Source organism: Streptomyces sp. NPDC031466 (genome assembly GCF_055581265.1).
Window position 1 is genome coordinate 55771 of sequence record NZ_JBVIJT010000011.1, and the last position, 22296, is coordinate 78066.

General features: G+C 73.8%; 16 protein-coding genes and 1 pseudogene. 9 read left to right on the forward strand and 8 right to left on the reverse strand.

Annotation, left to right across the window (positions count from 1 at the left end; all coding sequences use genetic code 11):
* Nucleotides 1-50 precede the first annotated feature (50 nt).
* Together ACZ5GP_RS26680 and ACZ5GP_RS26685 are read left to right on the forward strand one after the other, a co-directional pair.
* Complete coding sequence (locus ACZ5GP_RS26680) at nt 51-1466, forward strand: MFS transporter (protein ID WP_468753220.1); 1416 nt, start codon at nt 51-53, stop codon at nt 1464-1466.
* A 134-nt stretch (nt 1467-1600) separates the two neighbouring features.
* A complete protein-coding gene (locus ACZ5GP_RS26685; RefSeq protein ID WP_468753221.1) occupies nt 1601-2047 on the forward strand; it encodes an SRPBCC family protein in 447 nt (148 codons plus the stop codon).
* Here ACZ5GP_RS26685 and ACZ5GP_RS26690 read toward each other — a convergent pair.
* From ACZ5GP_RS26690 to ACZ5GP_RS26700, 3 genes and pseudogenes are all read right to left on the reverse strand, one after another.
* A complete protein-coding gene (locus ACZ5GP_RS26690) occupies nt 2044-3201 on the reverse strand; it encodes an XdhC family protein (protein WP_468753222.1) in 1158 nt (385 codons plus the stop codon). The two genes, ACZ5GP_RS26685 and ACZ5GP_RS26690, sit on opposite strands and share 4 nt — an antisense overlap.
* Nucleotides 3202-3237: 36 nt before the next feature.
* Entirely contained in the window at nt 3238-4695 is a 1458-nt protein-coding gene (locus tag ACZ5GP_RS26695; protein WP_358911101.1) for an NCS2 family permease, read from the reverse strand.
* Nucleotides 4696-4861: 166 nt separating this feature from the next.
* Nucleotides 4862-5071 (reverse strand): annotated as a pseudogene (locus ACZ5GP_RS26700) (hypothetical protein); the annotation flags it as partial.
* Between the two features lie 509 nt (nt 5072-5580).
* Between ACZ5GP_RS26700 and ACZ5GP_RS26705 the strand changes: the two are divergent.
* Nucleotides 5581-7299: a PucR family transcriptional regulator gene (locus ACZ5GP_RS26705; RefSeq protein WP_468753223.1), complete on the forward strand. Its 1719-nt coding sequence runs from the start codon at nt 5581-5583 to the stop codon at nt 7297-7299.
* Nucleotides 7300-7459: 160 nt separating this feature from the next.
* Nucleotides 7460-8236 carry a hypothetical protein gene (locus ACZ5GP_RS26710; protein WP_468753224.1) on the forward strand — a complete coding sequence of 259 codons (777 nt, stop codon included), beginning with the start codon at nt 7460-7462 and terminating at the stop codon, nt 8234-8236.
* Nucleotides 8237-8780: 544 nt separating this feature from the next.
* Here ACZ5GP_RS26710 and ACZ5GP_RS26715 read toward each other — a convergent pair.
* A complete protein-coding gene (locus ACZ5GP_RS26715; RefSeq protein ID WP_468753225.1) occupies nt 8781-9521 on the reverse strand; it encodes a GntR family transcriptional regulator in 741 nt (246 codons plus the stop codon).
* 86 nt (nt 9522-9607) lie between these two features.
* Here ACZ5GP_RS26715 and ACZ5GP_RS26720 point away from each other — a divergent pair, with 86 nt between their 5' ends.
* A complete protein-coding gene (locus ACZ5GP_RS26720) occupies nt 9608-10480 on the forward strand; it encodes a (2Fe-2S)-binding protein (RefSeq protein ID WP_468753226.1) in 873 nt (290 codons plus the stop codon).
* Nucleotides 10481-10668: 188 nt separating this feature from the next.
* Nucleotides 10669-11733 (forward strand): DUF2637 domain-containing protein, encoded by a 1065-nt coding sequence (locus ACZ5GP_RS26725; protein ID WP_468753227.1) that lies wholly within the window; start codon nt 10669-10671, stop codon nt 11731-11733.
* A 44-nt stretch (nt 11734-11777) separates the two neighbouring features.
* On the opposite strand, the gene ACZ5GP_RS26730 is transcribed toward ACZ5GP_RS26725, so the two are convergent.
* The gene (locus ACZ5GP_RS26730) at nt 11778-12263 is read right to left on the reverse strand and encodes an ATP-binding protein (RefSeq protein ID WP_468753228.1); all 486 of its coding nucleotides are present in this window, start codon (nt 12261-12263) and stop codon (nt 11778-11780) included.
* Between the two features lie 176 nt (nt 12264-12439).
* On the opposite strand from ACZ5GP_RS26730, the gene ACZ5GP_RS26735 reads away from it, so the two are divergent.
* The gene (locus ACZ5GP_RS26735) at nt 12440-15523 is read left to right on the forward strand and encodes an alpha-mannosidase (protein ID WP_468753229.1); all 3084 of its coding nucleotides are present in this window, start codon (nt 12440-12442) and stop codon (nt 15521-15523) included.
* A gap of 33 nt (nt 15524-15556) precedes the next feature.
* On the opposite strand, the gene ACZ5GP_RS26740 is transcribed toward ACZ5GP_RS26735, so the two are convergent.
* Nucleotides 15557-17299 carry a pyruvate dehydrogenase gene (locus ACZ5GP_RS26740; RefSeq protein WP_468753230.1) on the reverse strand — a complete coding sequence of 581 codons (1743 nt, stop codon included), beginning with the start codon at nt 17297-17299 and terminating at the stop codon, nt 15557-15559.
* Nucleotides 17300-17438: 139 nt separating this feature from the next.
* Nucleotides 17439-18935: a protein phosphatase 2C domain-containing protein gene (locus ACZ5GP_RS26745; protein ID WP_468753231.1), complete on the reverse strand. Its 1497-nt coding sequence runs from the start codon at nt 18933-18935 to the stop codon at nt 17439-17441.
* A 370-nt stretch (nt 18936-19305) separates the two neighbouring features.
* On the opposite strand from ACZ5GP_RS26745, the gene ACZ5GP_RS26750 reads away from it, so the two are divergent.
* Both ACZ5GP_RS26750 and ACZ5GP_RS26755 read left to right on the forward strand, forming a co-directional pair.
* On the forward strand, nt 19306-20310 hold the full coding sequence (locus ACZ5GP_RS26750; RefSeq protein WP_468753232.1) for a helix-turn-helix domain-containing protein: 1005 nt from the start codon (nt 19306-19308) through the stop codon (nt 20308-20310).
* Between the two features lie 41 nt (nt 20311-20351).
* On the forward strand, nt 20352-20834 hold the full coding sequence (locus ACZ5GP_RS26755) for a DUF456 domain-containing protein (RefSeq protein ID WP_468753233.1): 483 nt from the start codon (nt 20352-20354) through the stop codon (nt 20832-20834).
* Nucleotides 20835-20856: 22 nt separating this feature from the next.
* Here ACZ5GP_RS26755 and ACZ5GP_RS26760 read toward each other — a convergent pair whose 3' ends face one another.
* A complete protein-coding gene (locus tag ACZ5GP_RS26760; protein WP_468753424.1) occupies nt 20857-22278 on the reverse strand; it encodes a DNA-3-methyladenine glycosylase 2 family protein in 1422 nt (473 codons plus the stop codon).
* Nucleotides 22279-22296 lie beyond the last annotated feature (18 nt).

Below are 22296 nucleotides of genomic sequence, written 5' to 3' on the forward strand. Positions count from 1 at the left end.
GTTCGGCGGAGTGTGGGGTCACCGACCGCCCCCGACCGAAGGTGCCGCACATGACCCTGACCACGCCCCCTGTCGAAGCCGGGGCCGCCCCCGTTCTCGGGGTCCGCAGGCGCCGGGCCGTCCTGGCGATCTGCGCCCTGAGCATGTTCCTGGTCGGCCTGGACACGACCATCGTCAACGTGGGCCTGCCCGCGATCGGCGCGGGTCTGGGAGCGGGCACCCGCCACCTGGAGTGGATCGTCGACGCCTACACCGTCGTCCTGGCCGGCCTGCTGATCACCTCCGGGGCGCTGGCCGACCGCTTCGGCCGGCGCCGGGTGTTCCGGCTCGGCCTGACCGTCTTCGGCGCGGCCTCCCTGGCGTGCGCGCTCGCCCCGTCCGCCGGTGTCCTGATCGCGGCCCGCTCCGTCCAGGGCGTCGGGGCCTCGATGCTGAGCCCCGTGGCCCTGGCGATCGTGGTCAACACCATGCCGGACGCGCGGGAACGCGCCCGTGCCATCGGTGTGTGGGCGTCGGTCTTCGGCCTGAGCATGGCCGCCGGGCCGGTCACCGGTGGCGCCCTCCTCACCGCCTTCGGCTGGCAGTCCCTGTTCTGGATCAACGTCCCGGTGATCGCCGCCGCACTCGTCCTGAGCAGACTGTTCGTCCCCGAGTCGCGGGCCCCGCGGCACCGCGCGCTCGACCTGCCCGGTCAGATCCTGCTCATGCTCGTCGTCGGCCTCACCGTCGCGCTCCTCATCGAGGGCCCGCACCTGGGCTGGGCCTCGCCGTCGGCCGGGGTCGGCTACCTGGTCGTCGCCGTGTCGGCCCTCGCCTTCGTGGCCGTCGAACGCCGGCGCCGCGCACCGCTGATGGACCTCGCGCTGTTCCGCGCGCCCGCCTTCGGCGCGGCCGTCCTCGGCGCCGTGGCCGTCTTCACCGCGCTGAACGTCACCTTGCTGCTGAACACCTACTACTTGCAGCACACCCGGGGTCTCTCCGCGCTCCTGGCCGGCTCCGCCACCCTCCCCATGGCGCTGGCGGCCACCGTGTGCGCGCCCGCGGCCGGCGCCATGGTCGCCCGCCGGGGGGCCCGCCGCCCGCTCGTGATCGCCGCCACGGCCCTGACCACGGGCGCGGCGCTGCTCACCGGCCTCGGCGCCCACACGCCGTTCGCCCTCCTGCTCAGCGCCTATCTGCTCATCGGCATCGGTGTGGGGTTCGCCAACGCGCCGATCACCGACACCGCGGTCAGCGGCCTGCCCCGCGAGCGCGCCGGTGTCGCGGGCGCCATCACCTCCACCGCCCGCCAGCTCGGCGCGGCGATCGGCGTCGCGGTGGCCGGGGGCCTCGTGGCCGGGCAGTCCCCCGGGCAACTCGCCCGGGCGTCCCACCCCGGCTGGTTCCTCGTGGCGCTCTGCGGGGCGACGCTGTTCCTCGTGGCCCGCACCGCCCGCCCGCCCCGCGGAACCGGCGCGGACCGCTGAGGTGCGGGGCGGGTGGTCCCAGGGCCGCTCTTTCGGATCAGGCCGGATCAGGGAGCGACGACAACGCGGCGAGCGTGCGTGCCGGACGCCGCGAGCCCGGCAAGATCCGGAAGAGAGGCCCTAGGCTCGAGAGCGTGGCCCTCTTCCAGTTCGCCAGACGTACGCCGCTGCCTCCCGCCGATGCCTGGCACCGCCTGACCTCGTGGGAGCGGCACGGCGAGGTCGTCCCGCTCACCCGCGTGACGGTGCGCACTCCCCCGCCCACCCGCGTGGGCACCGTCTTCGTGGCCCGCAGCGCGCTCGGCCCCCTCGGCTTCGACGATCCGATGGAGGTGGTCGAGTGGCGTCCGCCGCGGGGCACCTCGCCGGGCCGGTGCCGGCTGGCGAAGCGGGGGGCGTTCGTGACGGGCTGGGCGGAGTTCGAGGTGCGCGCCACGCCCACCGGCTCCACCGTGCTGTGGCGCGAGGAGCTGGCCGTACGGTGGCTGCCCGCGCTGTTCGACGGGGTGCTCGCCGCGACGGCCCGGCGGATGTTCGGCCGAGTGGTCGACCGGCTCACGGACACCCGCGAGGCCGGTTAGCCGGGACGCCGGGGCGTCCCCTCGGGGTGGATGGGGGTGTGCGCCCCGGTGAGCGGGGCCCCGCCGCCGCCCCGCCGGTGGGCGACGATCTCCGCGGCGATGGACAGGGCGGTCTCCTCGGGCGTACGGGCGCCGAGGTCGAGGCCGATGGGCGAGCGCAGCCGGGCCAGTTCCGGTTCGGTGACGCCGGTGTCGCGCAGGCGGGCGGCGCGGTCCTCGTGGGTGCGGCGGGAGCCCATCGCGCCGACATAGGCGACGGGCAGCCGCAGCGCGAGGCGCAGCAGCGGCACGTCGAACTTGGGGTCGTGGGTGAGCACGCACAGCACGGTGCGGCTGTCGACGTCGGTCTTCTCCAGGTAGCGGTGCGGCCAGTCGACCACGATCTCGTCGGCGTCCGGGAAGCGCTCGGGCGTCGCGAAGACGGGCCGCGCGTCGCACACGGTCACGTGGTGGCCGAGGAAGGCGCCGACCCGCGTCAGCGCGGCGGCGAAGTCGATCGCGCCGAACACGATCATGCGGGGCGGCGGCACGCCGGACTCCACGAGGACCGTCACCGGCCGACCGCACCGCGACCCGTCCTCGCCGACCTCGACAGTCCCGGTGCGTCCGGCGTCGAGCAGGGCGCGGGCCTGCTCCGCCACCGCGCGGTCCAGCCGCGCGGATCCGCCGAGCCCGCCCTGGTACGCGTGCGGGGACCCACCCGGCGACGCGCCCGAAGGACGTACGAGCAGGGCGCGGCCCACCAGTTCGGCGGGCCCGGACACGACGCGGGCGACGGCCGCCGCCTCCCCCGAGGAGAAGGCGGCGAGGGCCGCCGCGACGACCGGCCTGCACGCGGAGTCCGCGCGGACCGGGGTGATGAGGATGTCGATGACGCCGCCGCAGGTCAGACCGGCGGCGAAGGCGTCCTGGTCGCTGTGGCCGAAGCGTTCGAGGACGCTTTCGCCGTCCCGGAGCGCCTGGGCGCACAGCTCGTAGACGGCGCCCTCCACACAGCCGCCGGAGACCGAGCCGATGACCGTGCCGGCCGTGTCGACCGCGAGGGCGGCACCGGGCCGGCGGGGCGCGCTCCCGCCGACCGCCACCACGGTGGCGACGGCGAAGTCACGCCCCTGCTCGACCCACCGGTGCAGCTCGTCGGCGATGTCCAGCATGTCGGCCTCCTCGGGGGTGCGGGGAGGGCTCCGGCGTCAGTGGACGCCCAGCCATCCTTCGATGGGGTTGAGGGCGAAGTAGACCAGGAAGATCACCGTCAGACCCCACATGAAGGCGCCGATCTCGCGCGCCTTCCCCTGGGCGATCTTGATGGCCACCCAGGCGATGACGCCCGCCGCGACACCGGTGGTGATGGTGTACGTGAAGGGCATCAGGACGACGGTCAGGAAGACCGGGATGGCGGTCGCGCGGTCGGCCCAGTCGACGTGCCGCGCGTTCATCATCATCATCGCTCCGATGACGACGAGCGCGGCGGAGGCCACCTCCTGGGGCACGATCGCGGTGAGCGGGGTGAAGAAGAGACAGGCCGCGAAGAACAGTCCGGTGACGACGGAGGCGAGGCCGGTGCGGGCGCCCTCGCCGACGCCGGTCGCGGACTCGACGAAGACGGTCTGGCCGGAGCCGCCCGCCACGCCGCCGATGGCACCGCCGGCGCCGTCGATGAACAGCGCCTTGGACAGGCCGGGCATGCGGCCCTTCTCGTCGGCGAGGTTGGCCTCGGTGCCGACGCCGATGATGGTGGCCATCGCGTCGAAGAAGCCGGCGAGCACCAGCGTGAAGACGATCATGCCGACCGTCATCGCGCCGACCTGGCCCCAGCCGCCGAACTCGACCTCGCCGAAGAGGGAGAAGTCGGGGGTGGAGATCGCGCCGCCGTGCAGTTCGGGGGTTCCGTTCGCCCACTGGTCGGGGGCGATGACGTCCGCGGCGTTGAGGATGACGGCGACGACGGTGCCGGTGATGATGCCGATCAGGATCGCGCCGGGGATGTTGCGCGCCTGGAGCATGAAGATCAGCAGGAGGGTGCCCGCGAAGAGCAGGACGGGCCAGCCCGAGAGTTCGCCGGCCGGGCCGAGGGAGAGCGGGGTCGCCTTGCCCGGGTGGACGAAGCCGCCCTTGACCAGGCCGATGATCGCGATGAACAGCCCGATGCCCATGGTGATGCCGTGCTTGAGGGCGAGCGGGATCGCGTTCATGATCATCTCGCGGAGCCCGGTGACCACCAGAAGCATGATCACCACGCCGTACATCACACACATGCCCATGGCCTGCGGCCAGGTCATCTCGGGGGCGACCTGCGAGGAGATCACGCCGGACACGGAGAGCCCGGCGGCGAGGGCCAGCGGCACCTTGCCGACGAAACCCATGAGCAGGGTGGTGAGGGCCGCCGCGAAGGCGGTGGCGGTGATCACGGCCTTGGTGGCCATGGTGTCCCCCGCCGCGTCCTTGCCGGACAGGATCACGGGATTGAGCAGCAGGATGTACGCCATCGCCATGAAGGTGGTGACGCCGCCGCGCACTTCGCGCGCGACCGTGGAGCCTCTCCGGGATATGTGGAAGTACCGATCGAGCCAAGACCGGCCGGCCGGGACGCGAGAGCCGTTGCCCGCGTCCTCCGCGGTGGTCTTGGGCTCCACTGATGACTGGGTCATGGTGCCTAACTCCCAAGGTTCACAGGGGCACCCGCATGTTTGCGGGATTTGGGATGGTGCGTTGGCTGCACGACCCGGGGGACGGCCCGAGACGAACGAAACGTGGTGCCGGACCTGGGCCGACCCGAGGTGAACGGGTCCGTCGCGGTCCGGTGCCGGGGGTGAGCTACACCGTGCCCGTGAGGTGCTCCGGGCGGACCGGTGTTCTGGTCGGCTCAAGACCCGTCGCGCCCCGGATGGCCGCGCGGACCGCCGGGGTGGACGACAGGGCCGGGGCCTCGCCGGCGCCGCACAGCCCGTAGGGGGCGTGCGGGTCGGCGAGTTCGAGCACGTCGACCGGGACGGGCGGCGTGTCGAGGATCGTGGGGATGAGGTGGTTCCGCTCGCGCGGGTCGGCGACGCGGCTGAGGTCAAGCAGGAACTCGGGGCGAGGGCGGTCGAAGTCGATCTCGACCAGCACGTCCGTGCCACCCGCAGTCGGCACAGCGGTCGGGTGCGCCGCCTCGGCGGCGAGCGCCTCCTCCCCACTGGCGGGGCGAAGGAAGTCCATGAGGTCTCTTCTTCGGGTCGGGGGTCGCGCACTGCGAGGGAGGCATTCCGTATCGGCCACTCGGGCCCTTCGCCCCCTCGACTGCTTGTTCATCTGCTGTTAACGCGGAGTGGAGCAAGTACACCGCCCGCTCCTCCGGTCGGGTCAGTCACCGAAACCATGAAGGAGTTGGCTGGCCAACCCGCGCGTCTTGTAGATTCGTATGAAGAACGGGCCCCAGAAGCCTCTCGGGTTCCCCCGGAAAACCGCTGACGCCCGGCGCCACAGTGCCCCGGCCTCACCGGAGCCCACTTGCTTGTACACCACATTCGAGACAGATCGGCGGCGACGACACCATGCGGCTGCGCGCACTCCTTGACACCGACGCGCTGGGCCTGCGGCTGCTCGGCGGCGAGGACGAGCTGGACCGCACCGTGCGCGGTGTGATGACCACGGACCTGCGGGACCCCAGCCGCTACCTGGCCGGCGGCGAGCTGGTCCTCACCGGCCTCGCCTGGCGCCGCGACGCCTCGGACACCGAACCCTTCGTCCGCGTCCTCGCGGGCGCCGGGGTGGCCGCGCTGGCCGCCGGCGAGGCCGAGCTGGGCGACATCCCCGCCGACCTCGTCGAGGCCTGCACTCGCCACCGGCTGCCGCTCTTCGCGGTCAACGAGTCCGTGGCCTTCGCGACGATCACCGAACACGTCGTGCGGCAGGTCTCCGGCGAGCGCGCCGGCGACCTGGCGGCCGTCGTGGACCGGCACCGGCGCCTGATGACGTCCGGCCCGGCCGGCGGCGGCCCCGACGTCGTCCTCGACCTGCTCGGCACCGACCTGGACCTGCGCGCCTGGGTGCTCTCCCCCGCGGGGCGCGCCATCGCGGGGTCGAGCGCGGGCGGCACGGCGCTGCCGGCGGCCGTGTGCGCGCGCCTGGCCGGGGAGCACCTGGCCGCCGCGCGCACCGGGCGGCGCGGGCCGCACCGCGTGTCCGTCGACGGGGTGACGTACTCCCTGTTCCCCGTGCGGACCAGCGGCCGGGGAGCCGGCGGTGTGGCGCGCGACGTGCGCGAGACGGTGCTCTCCGACTGGGTGCTCGCCGTGGAGGCCGACGCCGGCGACTGGCCCGAGGAGCGGCTGGACCTGCTCCAGGGCGTGACACAGCTGATCGCCGTGGAGCGGGACCGGCGCGACGCCGCCCGCACGGTGCGCCGCCGCCTCGCCCAGGAGGTCCTGGAACTGGTGCAGACGGGCGCGGCCCCGGCGGAGATCGCCGCGCGCCTGCGGGTCGCGGCGCCCGTACTGCTGCCGGGGCTCGGCACGGCCCCGCACTGGCAGGTCGTGGTGGCCCGCGTGGAGTGGGAGGGCGGGGGCATCGACGGCGGTCGGGTCGCCCAGTCGCTCTTGGAGGAGATCCTCGTCGACCCCGCCCCCCGTTCCCGGACCGACGCGAACAGGGGAGGCACCTCCTCCTCCTCGGGGGCGGAGCCGTTCGACCGGATCGCGGTCGCGCACACCGGGGACGAGGCCATCGCGCTGGTGCCGCTGCCCGCGGTCTCGACGGAGCACGACGGCTCGGAGGCGGGCCTGCTCGCCGACGCCCTCCTGGAGTCGGTCCGCGCACCGCTGTCGGCGGGCCTGGACGGTGACGGCCGCCTGACGCTCGGTGTCAGCGCGTCCGTGCACTCGGCGGAGGGACTGCGCGGCGCCCTGGAGGAGGCGCGGCACGCCCGCCGGGTCGCCGCCGCCCGCCCCGGCCGGGTCTGCGCGGCCGGCCACCAGGAGCTGGCCTCCCACGTCCTGCTGCTGCCCTTCGTGCCGGACGACGTGCGCCGGGCGTTCACGGCACGGCTCCTGGACCCGCTGCGGGAGTACGACCAGCGGCACCGGGCGGAGCTGATCCCCACCCTGGAGGCCTTCCTCGACTGCGACGGCTCCTGGACGCGCTGCGCCGCGCGGCTGCACCTGCACGTCAACACGTTGCGCTACCGGGTGGGCCGGATCGAGCAGTTGACGAGCCGTGACCTGTCGCGGCTGGAGGACAAGCTCGATTTCTTCCTCGCGCTGCGGATGAGCTGAGAAAAAGGGGGACCTGCCGCCCGGGAGCAGGTGGGCGGCAGGTCCCTCCCCCGTCCGCCCTTTGTGAATTCTTTCACCCGGCCCCTTGGCCGGACGCCGCCATCCATGCTGAGATTCGCCCACGACTCAACAGCTCAATGGTGTGCTCGGGGAGGGCAACGTGGCGCATACCGCCATGTCTGGTACCGGAACGATTGCAGGGGACGATCCACTCCAGACCGCGGTATGGCGGCTGCGCTCGCGCGGCTGCTGGACCGACGCGGCCGCGCTGCTGGCCTCGCGGGCCGGGGCGGCGCCGGCGCTCCAGCGGGCGGCGCTCCTCGTCGAGCGCTGCCTGTTCACGGGGGACGGCTGGGCCGAGGCCGAGGACGGTCTGCGGACCGCGGAGGCGCTGGCCGAGGACGACGACGACCGCGGGGGCGCGGCCTGCGAGCGGGGCCATCTCGCGTACGCGGCCACGGTGTTGGGCGTACGGGACCGGGCCGACGAGGCGCGTACGGCGCTCGGCAGGGCGGCGGCGCTGCTCGCCCCGGACGCGGCGGGGCGACCGCTCCTCGACTACCGGCGGGGTCTGATCGCCGAGCACATCGCCGACTCGCCGCAGGCCGCGAGGGCGGCGTACCAGCGGGCGCACGCGGGGGCCACCGCGCGCGCCGACCCGCTCCTGCTCTCCTTCACCTGGCGGCACCTGGCCGGACTCGCCCTGCGGGAAGGGGAGTTGGCGCAGGCGCGGCAGGGTTTCGCGGAGTCGCTGCGGTTGCGGGAGGAACTGGGGTACCTGGTCGGCACCGCTCCCGCGTTGGCGGCGCTGGCCGATGCGGAGCCGGAGCCGGAGGCCTCGCGGTTACGGGCCGAGGCCAAACGGCTCTTCCGCCTCCTGGGCGGAGTCCCCACCTGGCTCTCCCCCCACCTGACCCCTCCGCCCCCGACCCCCTGAGCCCCGGGGGGTGGGGGGCTCCCACCCACCTGTCCCCCGCACCACGCCCCGAGGCAATACGCCCCCGGCGGCCCGCCACGGACACACGGTCGGATACGCCCGCTCACCACGGACCAACGGGCGTCTCCCACCCACCCACCCGTTGCCCTGGGTCCGGGTGCCGGTGCCGGGTGGGAGACGCCCCGGGGAGGGGCACACGCCGGCACGAAACCGGGAGCAGAGGGGGCAAGCGCAGGCCCCCAGCAGCCCGACGCAGAGCAACGGGCGGGTGGGTGGGAAAACGCCCGGTGAGGGGGCGCACCGCGGCACGGAACCGGAAACAGAGGGGCAAGCGCAGCCACCCCCAGCAGCCCGACGCGGAGCAACGGGCGGGTGGGTGGGATACGCCCCGGCAGGGGCCACACCGCGGCACGGAGCCACAGGCCGAAGGGCCAAGCGCCGGCCCCCGCAACCCGACCCCGAGCAACGGGCGGGTGGGTGGGAGACCCCCCGGCGAGGGGGCAACCGCGGCACGGACCCAGAGACGGACCGGCAAAGGCAACCGCTAGGCCCCCGAGCCAGACCCCGCGAAGTGTTCCGCCACCAACCCCGGAACCACCCCCAACTCCCCCGCCACCAACGCCTCCAGCAACGCCACATGCTCCGCCGCGTCCGCCACCAGCTCGGCCCGTCGGCCCGAGACGGGGGCGCCGGCCAGGGGCCACTGCGCCCGCCGGTGGAGGGCGTCCGCGACGTGGACCAGCTGCCGGTTGCCCGACAGGGAGAGCATCGCGCCGTGAAAGGCCCGATCGGCCTCGGCGTAGCGCGTGACGTCGCCCTCGGCGGCCGCCGCGACGGTCGCCTCGGCCAGCGGCACCAGCTCGCCCCACCGCTCCGCCGGCACCGTGCGGGCCAGCCGCAGCACGACCGGCACCTCGATCAGCGCCCGCACCTCGGCCAGCTCGGCCCGTTCACGGGCCCCTCGCTCCAGAACCCGGAAACCCCGGTTGGGGACGACTTCGACGGCCCCTTCGGCCGCCAGCTGCTGCATCGCTTCGCGCACGGGCGTCGCGGAGACGCCGAAGCGTTCGCCGAGCACCGGCGCGGAGTACACCTCGCCGGGTGCCAGCTCACCGCCCACGAGCGCGGCCCGCAGCGCGTCGAGGATCTGTCCGCGTACGGAGGTGCGCCCCACCGCCCGGCGCGCCGCCTGCTCCGGCACCCGCCCTCCGGCCTGCCCCACGACGTCCACCCGCGTCCGCCCCGCCCCGTCTCCGTGTGCTGTGAAAGGTACGAGAGGCACCATAGGCGGACACGCCCGCGGTTGAAACCTCGATCATGTTGGGTAAGGTAAGGCTTACCTGCAATCGATCGCGATTCGGTGGTCCCCGCATGTCCGTGCCCACTTTGGCCGCGCCCGCCCAGAGCGCCTTCGGCGCCGTCGCGGACTCCTACGCCCGCCTCGCCGAGGTGTTCCCCGGACTCCGCGTGACCGAGCTGGGCGCCGAGGAGCGGGCCCCGCACGGCGGCGGCTGGGTGAACGCCGCCCGGCTCGTCCAGGGCGGGGCCGACCTGGACGCGTTCGTCGCGTGGGACGACGCGCAGGTACTGAAGGACTACGGCACCCAGGCCCGCCCCGACGTGGTGGCCGGCTTCGGCCTGCACCGCTACGCCTGGCCGGCCACCCTGCTGTTCACGGTCCCGTGGTTCCTGCACCGCCGCGTCCCCCGCTTCCCGGTGGCGGACGTCTCCTTCCAGCGGAGCCTCGGCCGCCTGGCCGTGCGCACCGAGTCCTTCGCCTGCCTGCCGGACGACCCGGCCGCCGTACTGCCCGGCGCCCATGTCGTACCGGACGAGGAGGCGCTGCGCGCCCAGGTGCGGGCGGCGGTCGCCGAGCACCTGGGTCCGCTCCTGGACGGCTTCGGCCCCCGGATGCGCCGCCGCTCCCGCGCCCTGTGGAGCCTCGCCACCGACGAGGTCGTCGAGGGCCTGTGGTACATCGCGCACCTCCTCGGCGAGGAGGGCCGCGCGATGACGGAGCTGGAGCGGCTGCTGCCCGGCGCCACGAAGCCGTACGTCGGCACGGCCGGTTTCCGGGAGCTGACGGGGCCGAACGGAGAGAAGCTGCCCACCCGCGACCGCGCGAGCTGCTGCATGTTCTACACGCTGCGCCCCGACGACACCTGCGTCACCTGCCCGCGTACGTGCGACGCGGAGCGCATCGCACGGCTGAGCGCCGACGCCGGCCCGTCCGCCTCCGCTTGAACCACCCTTTCGGTCCCGTTTAATCGAACTCAACACCCATTCGTATGAAGTGAGTTCGAGTAAATCCGGGTTCTGTGTGCTCTCTGGCACCCCCTTGGCGTTCTCTTGCCCCGAAACCCCCGTGCGGGCCGTCCGAATCGGGTCACTATGGCGCCCGAAACGCCCTACCGCGACGCAAGGGACCCCAGATGAGACTGACCGATATATCGCTGGATTGGCTGCTCCCCGGCGCCGTCCTGCTCCTGGGCATGCTGGTGGCGGTGGCGGTGCTCGCGCGCGGCAAGCGAGGCCACGACAAGGCGGCGAAGGCAGGCACGGGCGACGAATCGTGGGAACGCAGCGAGGAGCGCCGACGGCGCAAGGAAGCGGTCTACGGCACCGCCTCCTACGTCCTGTTGTTCTGCTGTGCGGCGGTCGCCGCCGCACTCTCCTTCCACGGCCTGGTCGGCTTCGGGCGGCAGAACCTCAGCCTCTCCGGTGGCTGGGAGTACCTCGTGCCGTTCGGCCTGGACGGCGCGGCCATGTTCTGCTCCGTCCTCGCCGTGCGCGAGGCGAGCCACGGTGACGCGGCGCTCGGCTCGCGTCTGCTCGTGTGGACGTTCGCCGGGGCGGCGGCCTGGTTCAACTGGGTCCACGCGCCCCGGGGGCTCGGCCACGCCGGTGCCCCGCAGTTCTTCTCCGGCATGTCGCTCTCGGCGGCGGTCCTCTTCGACCGCGCGCTGAAGCAGACCCGCCGGGCGGCGCTGCGGGAGCAGGGCCTGGTACCGCGTCCGCTGCCGCAGATCCGTATCGTGCGGTGGCTGCGTGCGCCCCGGGAGACCTTCGGCGCCTGGTCGCTGATGCTCCTGGAAGGCGTCCGCACGCTGGACGAGGCCGTCGAGGAGGTCCGGGAGGACCGCCGGGAGAAGGAGCAGACCCGGCTGCGCAGACGCGACCAGGAGAAGCTGGAGCGGGCTCGGCTCAAGGCGATCAGCCGCGGCCACCGGGGTTATGGCCGGGGCGGCGGCCGGCAGGTCGACGTGCAGGCCGTCCCGGCGGCCACGGGGTCCGCGCAGGTCGGCGCGGACCCTGCCATAGCAACGCAGGAACAGCTGCCGCTACGCGCCCGTCCCTCCCTCCAGGCCGTCAGGAGCGACTCTGACCAGGCCGCTCCCGTCGCCGTCGACCTCACCGCGGAGGACGACACGCAGACCCTGCCCCGGCTCGACTCGCTGGAGCAGAAATTGAAGGACCTGGAGCAGCAGTTCGGCTGATCGCGCCAGGAACCCGTCCCGGGCCGGGCGGTGGCGGCAGGGTGTCACACCCTGCCGCCGCCGTTCAGCTCGAACCACACCACCTTGCCCACGCCGTGCGCGCGCACGCCCCACGCGTCGGCCAGGGACTGCACCAGCACCAGGCCCCTGCCGTTCGTACCGTCGTCGGCGTCCGGTACGCGTGGCTCGGGGCGGCGCGCCACGAAGTCCCGCACCTCGACGCGCAGCCCGCGCGGCCCCAGGGTGGCGGTGACGATCGCGTCATGGTCGGTGTGCACCAGTGCGTTGGTGACGAGCTCGCTGGTGAGCAGCTCGGCGGTGTCGGCCCGCGCCGGCTGGCCCCAGCGCCGCAAGAACTCCCTCAGGGCGCCCCGGACCTCGGGCACCGCCGACAGATCCGCCCTCCCCAGTCTCCGCCTGAGCTGGGCGTGGTCCGGTCCGACCGGTGCCTCCTCGATCCACTCGTCGCGTACGTTCGGCGAAGAGGCCCCGAATCCCCCGGGGCCGCCCCCACGTGACTGCCTCGTCATGACCCCCGCCCACCAAGCGATGACCTTGCCTCCCTGCTCGAACAACCTCACGGAATGCATGCCCCGGCCCACAGACGGCACTCCTGTCGAATCGTCAACCAACGGTGTGGGTGTGCCGAGGCGCGGAGGGGAAGTGAAGCGGTGGACCCCGCCACCGAGCGTTCGGAGGAGCCCTGGTGCACGACGACAGACTGCTGGTGGAGGGCCGCCTGGAGCGGGCCCTGCGCCAGTTCATCCGCCCCGCCCAGTACACGCACAGGGTGCCGCTCGCCCTCTCCGTCTGGCATGCGCCGGCCGTGACCGGCTCCCCCGTCCACGGAGGGCCCGGAGCCAGCGGCACGGTGCCCGCGTCGGCCGCACTGGAAGCGTCGTACGAACCCTTCGAGACCGGTACGGAATGGGGAAGTCCCTGGTCGACGAGTTGGTTCCGGCTTCAGGGGCGAGTGCCGCAGGAGTGGCGCGGGCGCCGCGTCGAAGCGGTCGTGGACCCCGGATTCACCGGGGACGGCCCGGGATTCCAGGCGGAGGGCCTGGCCTACGACGCGACGGGGGTGCCGCTGAAGGGGGTCCATCCCCGCAATCGGCATATTCCGGTGGCCTCTCCCGCGCGCGGCGGGGAGGCGGTGCACTTCCTCCTGGAAGCGGCGGCCAATCCGGCGGTCCTGCACGACTTCCTGCCGACACCCCTCGGCGACGTACTGACCGCAGGCCCTACCCCCATCTACCGATTCGTGTCTGCCGATCTCGCCGTACTGAACGAGGACGTATGGCAGCTGACGCTGGACATCGAGGTCCTGTCCGAGCTGATGGCCGAACTGGACGCCGACCGTCCGCGTCGCCACGAGATCCTGCGGGCTCTGGAGGACATGCTCGACGCGCTCGATCTGCACGACGTGCCGGGCACGGCCGTAGCGGGGCGCGCGGCCCTCGCCGACGTCCTGGCCCGGCCCGCCCACGCGAGCGCGCACCGCGTGTCGGCGGCCGGGCACGCGCACATCGACTCGGCCTGGCTGTGGCCCCTGCGCGAGACGGTGCGCAAGGCCTCGCGCACCTTCGCCAACGTGACGGCGCTGGCGCGGGAGTACCCGGAGCTGGTCTTCGCCTGCTCGCAGGCGCAGCAGTACGCCTGGGTGCAGGAGCACCAGCCGCACATCTGGGAGCGGATCAAGAAGGCGGTGGCGGACGGCAACTGGGCGCCGGTGGGCTCGATGTGGGTGGAGTCGGACGCCAACATGCCGGGTGGCGAGGCGCTCGCGCGCCAGATCACGCACGGCATGCGCTTCTTCCGCGAGGAGCTGGGGGTCCGGACCCAGGAGATCTGGCTGCCCGACTCCTTCGGATACACCGCCGCCTTCCCGCAGTTGGCGAAACTCGCGGGCGTCCGCTGGTTCTTGACGCAGAAGCTGAGCTGGAACCAGTCCAACAAGATGCCGCACCACACCTTCTGGTGGGAGGGCATCGACGGCACCCGCGTCTTCACCCACTTCCCGCCCGTGGACACCTACAACTCGCAGTTTCACGGCGCCGAACTCGCCCACGCCGAGCGGAACTTCGCCGACAAGGGCCGGGCGAGCCGCTCGCTGGTGCCGTTCGGCTGGGGCGACGGCGGGGGCGGCCCCACCCGCGAGATGATGGAGCGGGCCCGGCGCCTGAAGTCCCTGGAGGGTTCGCCCCGCGTCGAGATCGAGAAGCCGTCGGCGTTCTTCGCGGCGGCCGAGGAGGAGTACGGCGCGCGGGCCCCGATCTGGTCGGGCGAGCTGTACCTGGAGCTGCACCGGGCGACGTACACCACGCAGGCGGCGACCAAGCGCGGCAACCGCCGCAGCGAACACGCACTGCGCGAGGCGGAGTTGTGGTGCACGGCGGCCGCGGTGCGCGAGCCCTCCTACGCCTATCCGTACGACGCGCTGGACCGGCTGTGGAAGACGGTCCTGCTGCACCAGTTCCACGACATCCTGCCGGGTTCGTCGATCGCCTGGGTGCACCGCGAGGCGCGGGAGACCTATGCGCGGGTGCTGGCGGAGCTGGAGGCGATCACCGCGTCGGCCGTACGTCACCTCGGCGCGGGCGGTCGCGCGGTCCTGAACGCCTCGCCCTACCCCCGCAGCGAGGTCGTGGACGGCGGGGACGGCGCGCTGGTGCGGGTCGACGTCCCGGCGCTCGGCACCCGGAGCCTGGACGCCGCACGGGGTTCGGGCCCGGCCGCGGTCGCGCACACGAGCGGCGACGCCATCCTGCTGACCAACGAGCACGTGAGCGTGCGCGTGGACGCCGCCGGGCTGCTGACCTCCGTACGGGACCTGGACGCGGCCCGCGAGGTGCTCGCGGCACCCGGCAATCTCCTCCAGCTGCACCCCGACCATCCCACGCACTACGACGCGTGGGACCTCGACCGGCACTACCGGCACCGGCACACCGATCTCACGGACGCCGAGTCCGTCGAGCTGGTCGAGGACGGGCCGCTGCGGGTCGCGGTGCGGGTGGTGCGCGCGTTCGGCCGCTCGCGGATCACCCAGGAGATCCGGCTGGCGGCGGGCAGCCGGCGCGTGGACATCGTCACGGACGTCGACTGGCGGGAGTCGGAGAAGGTGCTCAAGGTGGCCTTCCCACTGGACGTGCACGCCGAACGGTCCGCCGCCGAGATCCAGTTCGGTCATGTGCACCGGCCCACGCACGCCAACACCGGCTGGGACGCGGCGCGTTACGAGATCTGCGCGCACCGCTGGCTGCGGGTCGCCGAGGAGGGGTACGGTGTCGCGCTGCTCAACGACGCCACGTACGGCCATGACGTGACGCGCGCCGAGCACGGCGGCACGCTCGGCACCACCGTGCGGCTGACCCTGCTGCGGGCCCCGCACAGCCCGGACCCGCTGACCGATCAGGGCGCGCACCGCTTCACGTACGCGCTGCTGCCCGGCGCGGGCACGGGGGACGCGGTGGCGGAGGGCCTCGCGCTCAACCTGCCGCTGCGGGTGGCCGACGCGCCCGCCCTGGCGCCGCTGGTGAGCGTGGACAACCCGGCGATCACGGTGGAGTCGGTGAAGCTCGCCGACGACCGGGGCGGCGATGTGATCGTACGGCTCTACGAGTCGCGCGGCGGGCGGGCCGAGGGCACGCTCGGCACGTCGTTCCCGGTGGAGCGGGCCGAGGTGACCGACCTGCTGGAGCAGCCGCTGCACGAGGCCGACACGGGCGTGAGCGGGCTGGCCCTCGCGCTGCGGCCCTTCCAGATCGTCACCCTGCGGCTGCGGCCCGCCTGACCGGGGCGGCCGGGGGATGTGCCGGGGCCGGTGTCAGGGCCTCGGCACGTTCCGCAGGTTCGAGCGGGCCATCTGGAGCATCCGGCCCACCCCGCCGTCCAGCACGATCTTGCTGGCGGAGAGCGCGAAGCCGGTGACCATGTCCGAGCTGATCTTGGGCGGCATGGAGAGGGCGTTGGGGTCGGTGACGATGTCCACCAGTGCCGGACCGTTGTGCGCGAAGGCCTCCCTGAGGGCGCCGGCGAGCTGCTTGGGCTTCTCCACGCGGATGCCGTGGGCGCCGGCGGCGCGGGCCACGGCGGCGAAGTCGGGGTTGTGGTTCGCCGTGCCGTAGTTCGGCAGTCCCGCGACCATCATCTCCAGCTCCACCATGCCCAGGGACGAGTTGTTGAACAGGACGACCTTCACCGGCAGGTCGTGCTGGACGAGGGTGAGGAAGTCGCCCATCAGCATGGAGAAGCCGCCGTCGCCGGACATCGAGACGACCTGCCGTTTGCGGTCCACGAACTGGGCGCCGATCGCCTGCGGCAGGGCGTTGGCCATCGAGCCGTGGCTGAAGGAGCCGATGATGCGGCGCCTGCCGTTGGGGGTGAGATAGCGGGCCGCCCAGACGTTGCACATGCCGGTGTCGACGGTGAACACCGCGTCGTCGGCGGCCACTTCGTCCAGGACCGAGGCGACGTACTCGGGGTGGATCGGGACGTGCTTGTCGACCTTGCGGGTGTACGCCTTGACGACGCCTTCGAGGGCGTCGGCGTGCTTCTTCAGCATCTTGTCGAGGAACTTGCGGTTCGACTTGGCCGCGACGCGCGGGATGAGGCAGCGCAGGGTCTCGCGCACGTCGCCCCAGACCGCGAGGTCGAGCTTCGAGCGGCGGCCGAGGTTCTCGGGGCGCACGTCGACCTGGGCGATCTGGACGTCGTCGGGCAGGAAGGCGTTGTACGGGAAGTCCGTGCCGAGCAGGATCAGCAGGTCGCATTCATGGGTGGCCTCATAGGCCGCGCCGTAGCCGAGCAGGCCGCTCATGCCGACGTCGAACGGATTGTCGTACTGGATCCACTCCTTGCCCCGCAGCGCGTGGCCCACCGGGGACTTGATCTTCTCGGCGAACTCCATCACCTCGGCGTGGGCGCCCGCCGTGCCGCTGCCGCAGAAGAGGGTGACCTTGCGCGCCTTGTCGATCATCTTGGCGAGCTTGTCGATCTCCTCGTCGCCGGGGCGCACCGTGGGCCGCGAGGTCACCAGGGCCGTCTCGGCGGCCTTGTCCGGCGCGGGCTCGGAGGCGATGTCGCCCGGCAGCGACACGACGCTGACCCCGGAGCGGCCCACCGCGTTCTGGATGGCGGTCTGGAGCAGCCGGGGCATCTGCTGGGGGCTGGAGATCAGCTCGCTGTAGTGACTGCACTCCTGGAACAGCCGGTCGGGGTGGGTCTCCTGGAAGAAGCCGAGGCCGATCTCGCTGGAGGGGATGTGCGAGGCGAGGGCGAGGACCGGGGCCATGGAGCGGTGGGCGTCGTACAGGCCGTTGATGAGGTGGAGGTTGCCCGGGCCGCAGGAGCCCGCGCAGGCGGCGAGCCTGCCGGTGATCTGGGCCTCCGCGCCGGCCGCGAAGGCGGCGGTCTCCTCGTGCCGGACCTGGACCCAGTCGATCTCCTTGGTACGGCGGATGGCGTCCACGACCGGGTTGAGACTGTCGCCGACGACGCCGTACAGGCGCTGGACCCCCGCCCGGACGAGGATGTCGACGAACTGCTCGGCGACGTTCTGCTTGGCCATGCGGTACGCACCTCTTCACCCTTGGAACCTGCGGGCCTCTCGGAGCCCTTTGGGCCCCTTGTAACCCCTCGGTCCCCCCTTGAACCCTTTGGTCCGGGAACGGGGAACCCTTCGCTCCATGAATTCACAGGTACGGCGGTCATGCCTCCCAGACCGCGGCGGCCGTCCGGTCGTCGGCGTACCCCTTCACCCTGACCTGCACGTCGGCCAGGAAGGCGGCGAGCCCCGGCGGGGCGCTCTTCTCCCATCGGCGGGTGAGGTGTTCGGCCAGGGCGGGCTCGTCGCGCAGCGGTTCGGCGAGGCCTGCGCTGCACAGCAGGAGCGTGTCACCCGGCCGGGCGACCGAGGCCCGGAAGCGGAACGGCTCGTGAGGCCGCTCGGGGGCCGGTTCGTAGGGACTCGGGGGCGTGGTGATGCCCAGGTCCATGGTGAGCCGGTCGCCCTCGGGGGTCCGCGGCGGCGGTGAACCGAAGCCGACCACGGCGTCCCCGACGGCTTCGGCGACACGCGGCTCGATGTCCTGCCACTCGCCCTCGCGCAGCCGGAACAGACCGCCCGCGCCGACGCCGAAGAAGACGCGCGTACGGCACCGGGGGTCGGCCGGCAGCAGCAGGCAGCGCAGGGAGGCGGCGTACTCGTCCGGCTGGAGGCCGAGGTCGGCGGCGCGGGCGCGGAGCTTGCCGAGACTGCGGTCGGTCAGGCGGTGCAGGCCCGATTTCAGGTCGCCGCGCCGGGCGGCCCTGATGTCCTCGGCGAGCCGCTGATGGCTGCGTCCGACGGCCCGGCCGATCCACGCGCAGGCCTCGGCGGCCGCGCGGTGCGCCCCCGGGGTCGCGCGGGCGCCGGTGGCCATCGCGACCAGCACCAGGGCGCTGTCGCCGGAGCCGAAGCGGGCGGTCAGCAGGGAGTCGCGGCGGGGGTCGCCGCGGTAGCGGGCGGAGTCGCCGCGCACGGAGGCGGCGCGCAGGGTGGCGGAGCCGTGGCGCGCGCCGTCGAGCACGGTGTCCGCGACGAGACCGGCGAGGTCGTCGGGGTCGGCCGCGGGCAGGGCGGTGGGCTCGGGCTCGTACGTGGGGGGTCCGTCGCCCACGTGCGCCGGGCCGGCGGGGTCGGGGCGCTCGGCCTGGTCCCGCGGGGCGCCCGGCCCGTCCGCGCCTTGGAGGCGTCCGCCGGGCGGTGCGGCCTCCTCGGAGCCGTGCGGGCCGGGCGCGGGTCCTGCCACCGGCCCCGACCCCGATCCGAAGGTCACCGGTCCGCTGGGGCCGACGAGGGGTTCCCAGGGGGCGGGGCTGACGGGGGTGCGTGGCGTGTCGGGAGTGGGGGCGGCGGAGGTACGGGGCGTCTCAGGAGCGGGAACGACGGGGGTGCCGGGCGTGTCGGGGGCGGGGTCGACCGGGGTGCGGGGCGTGTCAGGAGTGGGGACGACCGGTGTGCGGGGCGTGTCGGGGGCGGGCGGGGTGTCGTCGCGGCCCCGTGGCGAAGGGAGTCTCTCCTGCACGGTGTCCGCCGCGGAGGCGAACCTGTCGTCGAGGCTGTCCGGTGCGGGCGTCGGGCCCGTGTCCTCGGTGGTGTCGTCGTACAACTGCCCCCACCAGTCGTCGTCGCGACCGGTGCGCCTCTCCCCCTGCTGGCTCATGCCCCTATTTTCCACCGCGGAGGCCGCCCGAAAACGGTGCATCCGGAAATTCCGGCCATCCTGGCCACGGCGGGGCGGCGGAGGGGCCGCCGGGCGGACCCACCCCCCACAGGGGGACCGCCCGGCGGCGTCTGTTCGGCGCGCGCACGTCAGGGGCGCGGGCCACGGCCTGGGGTGACGGAGGTGGGTGCTCCCGGCCTGTAGGCCCGCGTGCCCAGTGGCGCCGGGTTCAATCCACGTACCGCCCCCTTCCCTGGGCCCTTGTCATCGGGCGGGGAGGTGCGGGGATGATGTCCTCCGGCGGATGCGCGCCGTGGCTGTTTTCCGCCACGGCGCCGTCGGAACGGAGTTCGGGGAGGGACGACGCCGCATGCTGGCAGCGATAGGGCTGGACGAGACGCACGAGTCGGCGTACCGGGCGCTGGTGTCGGTGGGCGCCGCCGATGTGCCGAGCCTCGCGCGCAGACTCTCCCTCGGCGAACCGGAGACGGAACGGGCGCTGCGCCGCCTGGAGCGCCACGGCCTGGCCGCGCAGGCCTCCGGCAGGGCGGGTCGCTGGGTGGCCGCGCCGCCCGGTGTGGCGCTCGGCGCCCTGCTCACGCAGCAGCGGCACGAGCTGGACAAGGCGGAGTTGGCGGCGAAGGTGCTCGCGGAGGAGTACCGCGCGCGGGCCGTCGAGCCCGGCGTCCACGATCTGCTCGAGGTGGTCACCGGCGCGGCCGCCGTCTCGCAGCGCTTCCTGCAGTTGCGGCTGGGGGCGAGTCGGGAGGTGTGCGCGCTGGTCAGCGGCGGTTCCGACGGAGCCGGCGGCATGGGGGGCAGCGCCGAGGAGCAGGCCGTGGGCCGGGATGTCGGCCACCGCGTGGTGGTGGAGCGGGCCGTCCTGGACACACCGCTGGGGCTCGGCGGGCTGTCGGCGGCGCTCGGCCGAAAGGAGCGGGTACGGGTCGTGGACCGCGTCCCGACGAAGCTGGTGATCGCCGACGGTTCGCTGGCGATGGTGCCGCTGACCTCGCGGACCGCGGAGCCCGCCGCGCTGGTCGTGCACGCCAGTGGGCTGCTCGAAGCGCTGACGGGGCTCTTCGAGGCGGTCTGGCGGGAGGCGCTGCCGCTGCGTCTGGGCGAGGGCGCGGGCGCGGTCAGTGAGGACGCCCCCGAGGGGCCGGACGGCACGGACCTGGAGATCCTCTCGCTGCTCCTCGCGGGCCTGACGGACGCGAGCGTCGCCAAACAGCTCGACCTCGGGCTGCGCACGGTGCAGCGCCGGGTGAAGCGGCTGATGGAGCTGACCGGTGTGACGACGCGGCTCCAGCTGGGCTGGCACGCGTACGAGCGGGAGTGGGTGTCACGGCGCGTCCGCGTTCCGCAGGACTAATTTGACCTGCGGTTTCGCCGGATCTGCGGCACGCTGGACAGATGGGAGCGTGGGAACTCCTGCTGGTCGGTGTGGTGATGCTGCTCGGCCTGTGCGGAGTGCTGGTGCCCGGGGTGCCGGGGCCGTGGCTGGTGTGGGCCGCGGTCCTGTGGTGGGCGCTGCAGGACCCCGACGGCCTCGCCTGGGGCGTGCTCGTCGGCGCGTCCGTCGTCCTGCTCGCCGCGCAGGCCGTGCGCTGGCAACTGCCGCCCCGCCGGCTGCGCCAGAGCGGCGCCACGCGCCGGATGGCCGTCTTCGCCGGGGCGGGCGCGCTGCTCGGCTTCTGCGTGGTGCCGGTGCTCGGCGCCATCCCGGGCTTCGTCGGCGGGATCTACGCCGGGGAGCGGCTGCGGCTCGGCGGCCACGGCGAGGCGGCCGCGGCCACCCGCACGGCGATGCGGCTGGGCGGCACGAGCATCCTGACCGAACTCTTCGCCTGTCTGCTGATCCTCGCGGCGTGGCTGGGGGCGGTCTTCTGGGGTTAGGGCGCGCCGGGGGTCGAACTGCTCACCGGTTCGCTTGGGTTGGGGCCGCGCTGCCGGCGGCTCTGAGGTGGCGCGTGGCGTAGGAGCGCCAGGGGCGCCAGTCGTCGAGGGACGGTTCCGGCTCGCCGGGCAGGGGTACGTCGGGGTCGCCCAGCGCCCGCATCCTGATGAGGGCGGCGGTGCGCGTGTCGATGCCGGGCAGGGCGAGCAGCGCCGCCTCGGCGTCGTCCCGGTCGGCTCCCGCGTCCAGGCGCAGCGCGCCGTCCGCGAGCGCCGTCGCCAGCGCGCCGAGCGGGCCTGGTTCGGCGGCCAGTTCGGCGGGGGCGGGGAAGACGTGGGTGAGGCGTCCGCACGCGGCGTCCAGCGTCTTGCCGTAGCGCTCCACGAGCCGCTGGGCGCCGGTCCGTCCCACGAGCGCGCGCACCGCGAACTCCTCCGGGTCGGCCGCGCCCGGGGAGCGCAGCCCGGGCCGGGCGGCGACGAGCGGGGCGAGGCGGGGGTCGCGGGCCAGCCGGTCGTCCACGGCGTACGGGTCGGCGTCCAGGTCGAACAGGCGGCGCAGCCGCTGTACGGCCGTGGTGAGGTCGCGCAGGTCGGTGAGGTGCAGGCGGGCGTCGAGCCAGCCGCCGCGGTGTACGGCCCGCGTGCTCGGGCCACCCGTGCCCGCGACCCGGGAGAAGGCCTCCTCGACGGCCACGATCGCCGTCCCGTAGGGCAGGCGGAGCGTACGCCGGTAGGTGCGGGTGCCGCGCTCGCCGGTGACTTCCTCGACGCCGGGGACCGCTTGGTCCGCGAGCAGGTCGAAGACCGGTGCCGCCTGGTAGGGGCCGCGGTGGGCGAGGCGCAGGGGGATGCCGGCGGCGGGGGTGGCCCGTGCCGTGCCGCGCTGTGGGGCGGCGGCCCGCAGGGCGGTCGGGGTGAGCGCGTACACGGCCTTGATGGTGTCGTTGAACTGCCGGACGCTCGCGAACCCGGCGGCGAACGCGATCTCCGTGACGGGCAGATCCGTGGTCTGCAGCAGGACGCGGGCGGTGTGCGCCCGCTGCGCGCGGGCCAGCGCGACGGGGCCCGCGCCCAGCTCGGCGGTGAGCTGGCGCTGCACCTGCCGGGCGCTGTAGCCGAGGCGCCCGGCGAGCCCGGGGACGCCCTCACGGTCGACGACGCCGTCACCGATCATGCGCATGGCCCGGCCCACGACGTCGGCGCGGACGTTCCACTCGGCGGAGCCCGGGGCGGCGTCCGGCCGGCAGCGGCGGCAGGCGCGGAAGCCGGAGGTCTGGGCGGCGGCGGCCGTGGCGTAGAAGCGGACGTTGCGCCGTTTGGGGGTGATGGCGGGGCAGCTGGGGCGACAGTAGATGCCGGTCGTCTCGACGGCGAAGAAGAACGCGCCGTCGAAGCGGGCGTCCCGGCTGCGCACGGCCTCGTATCCGGTCTCCTCATCGATCACGCCTCCCAGTGTGGG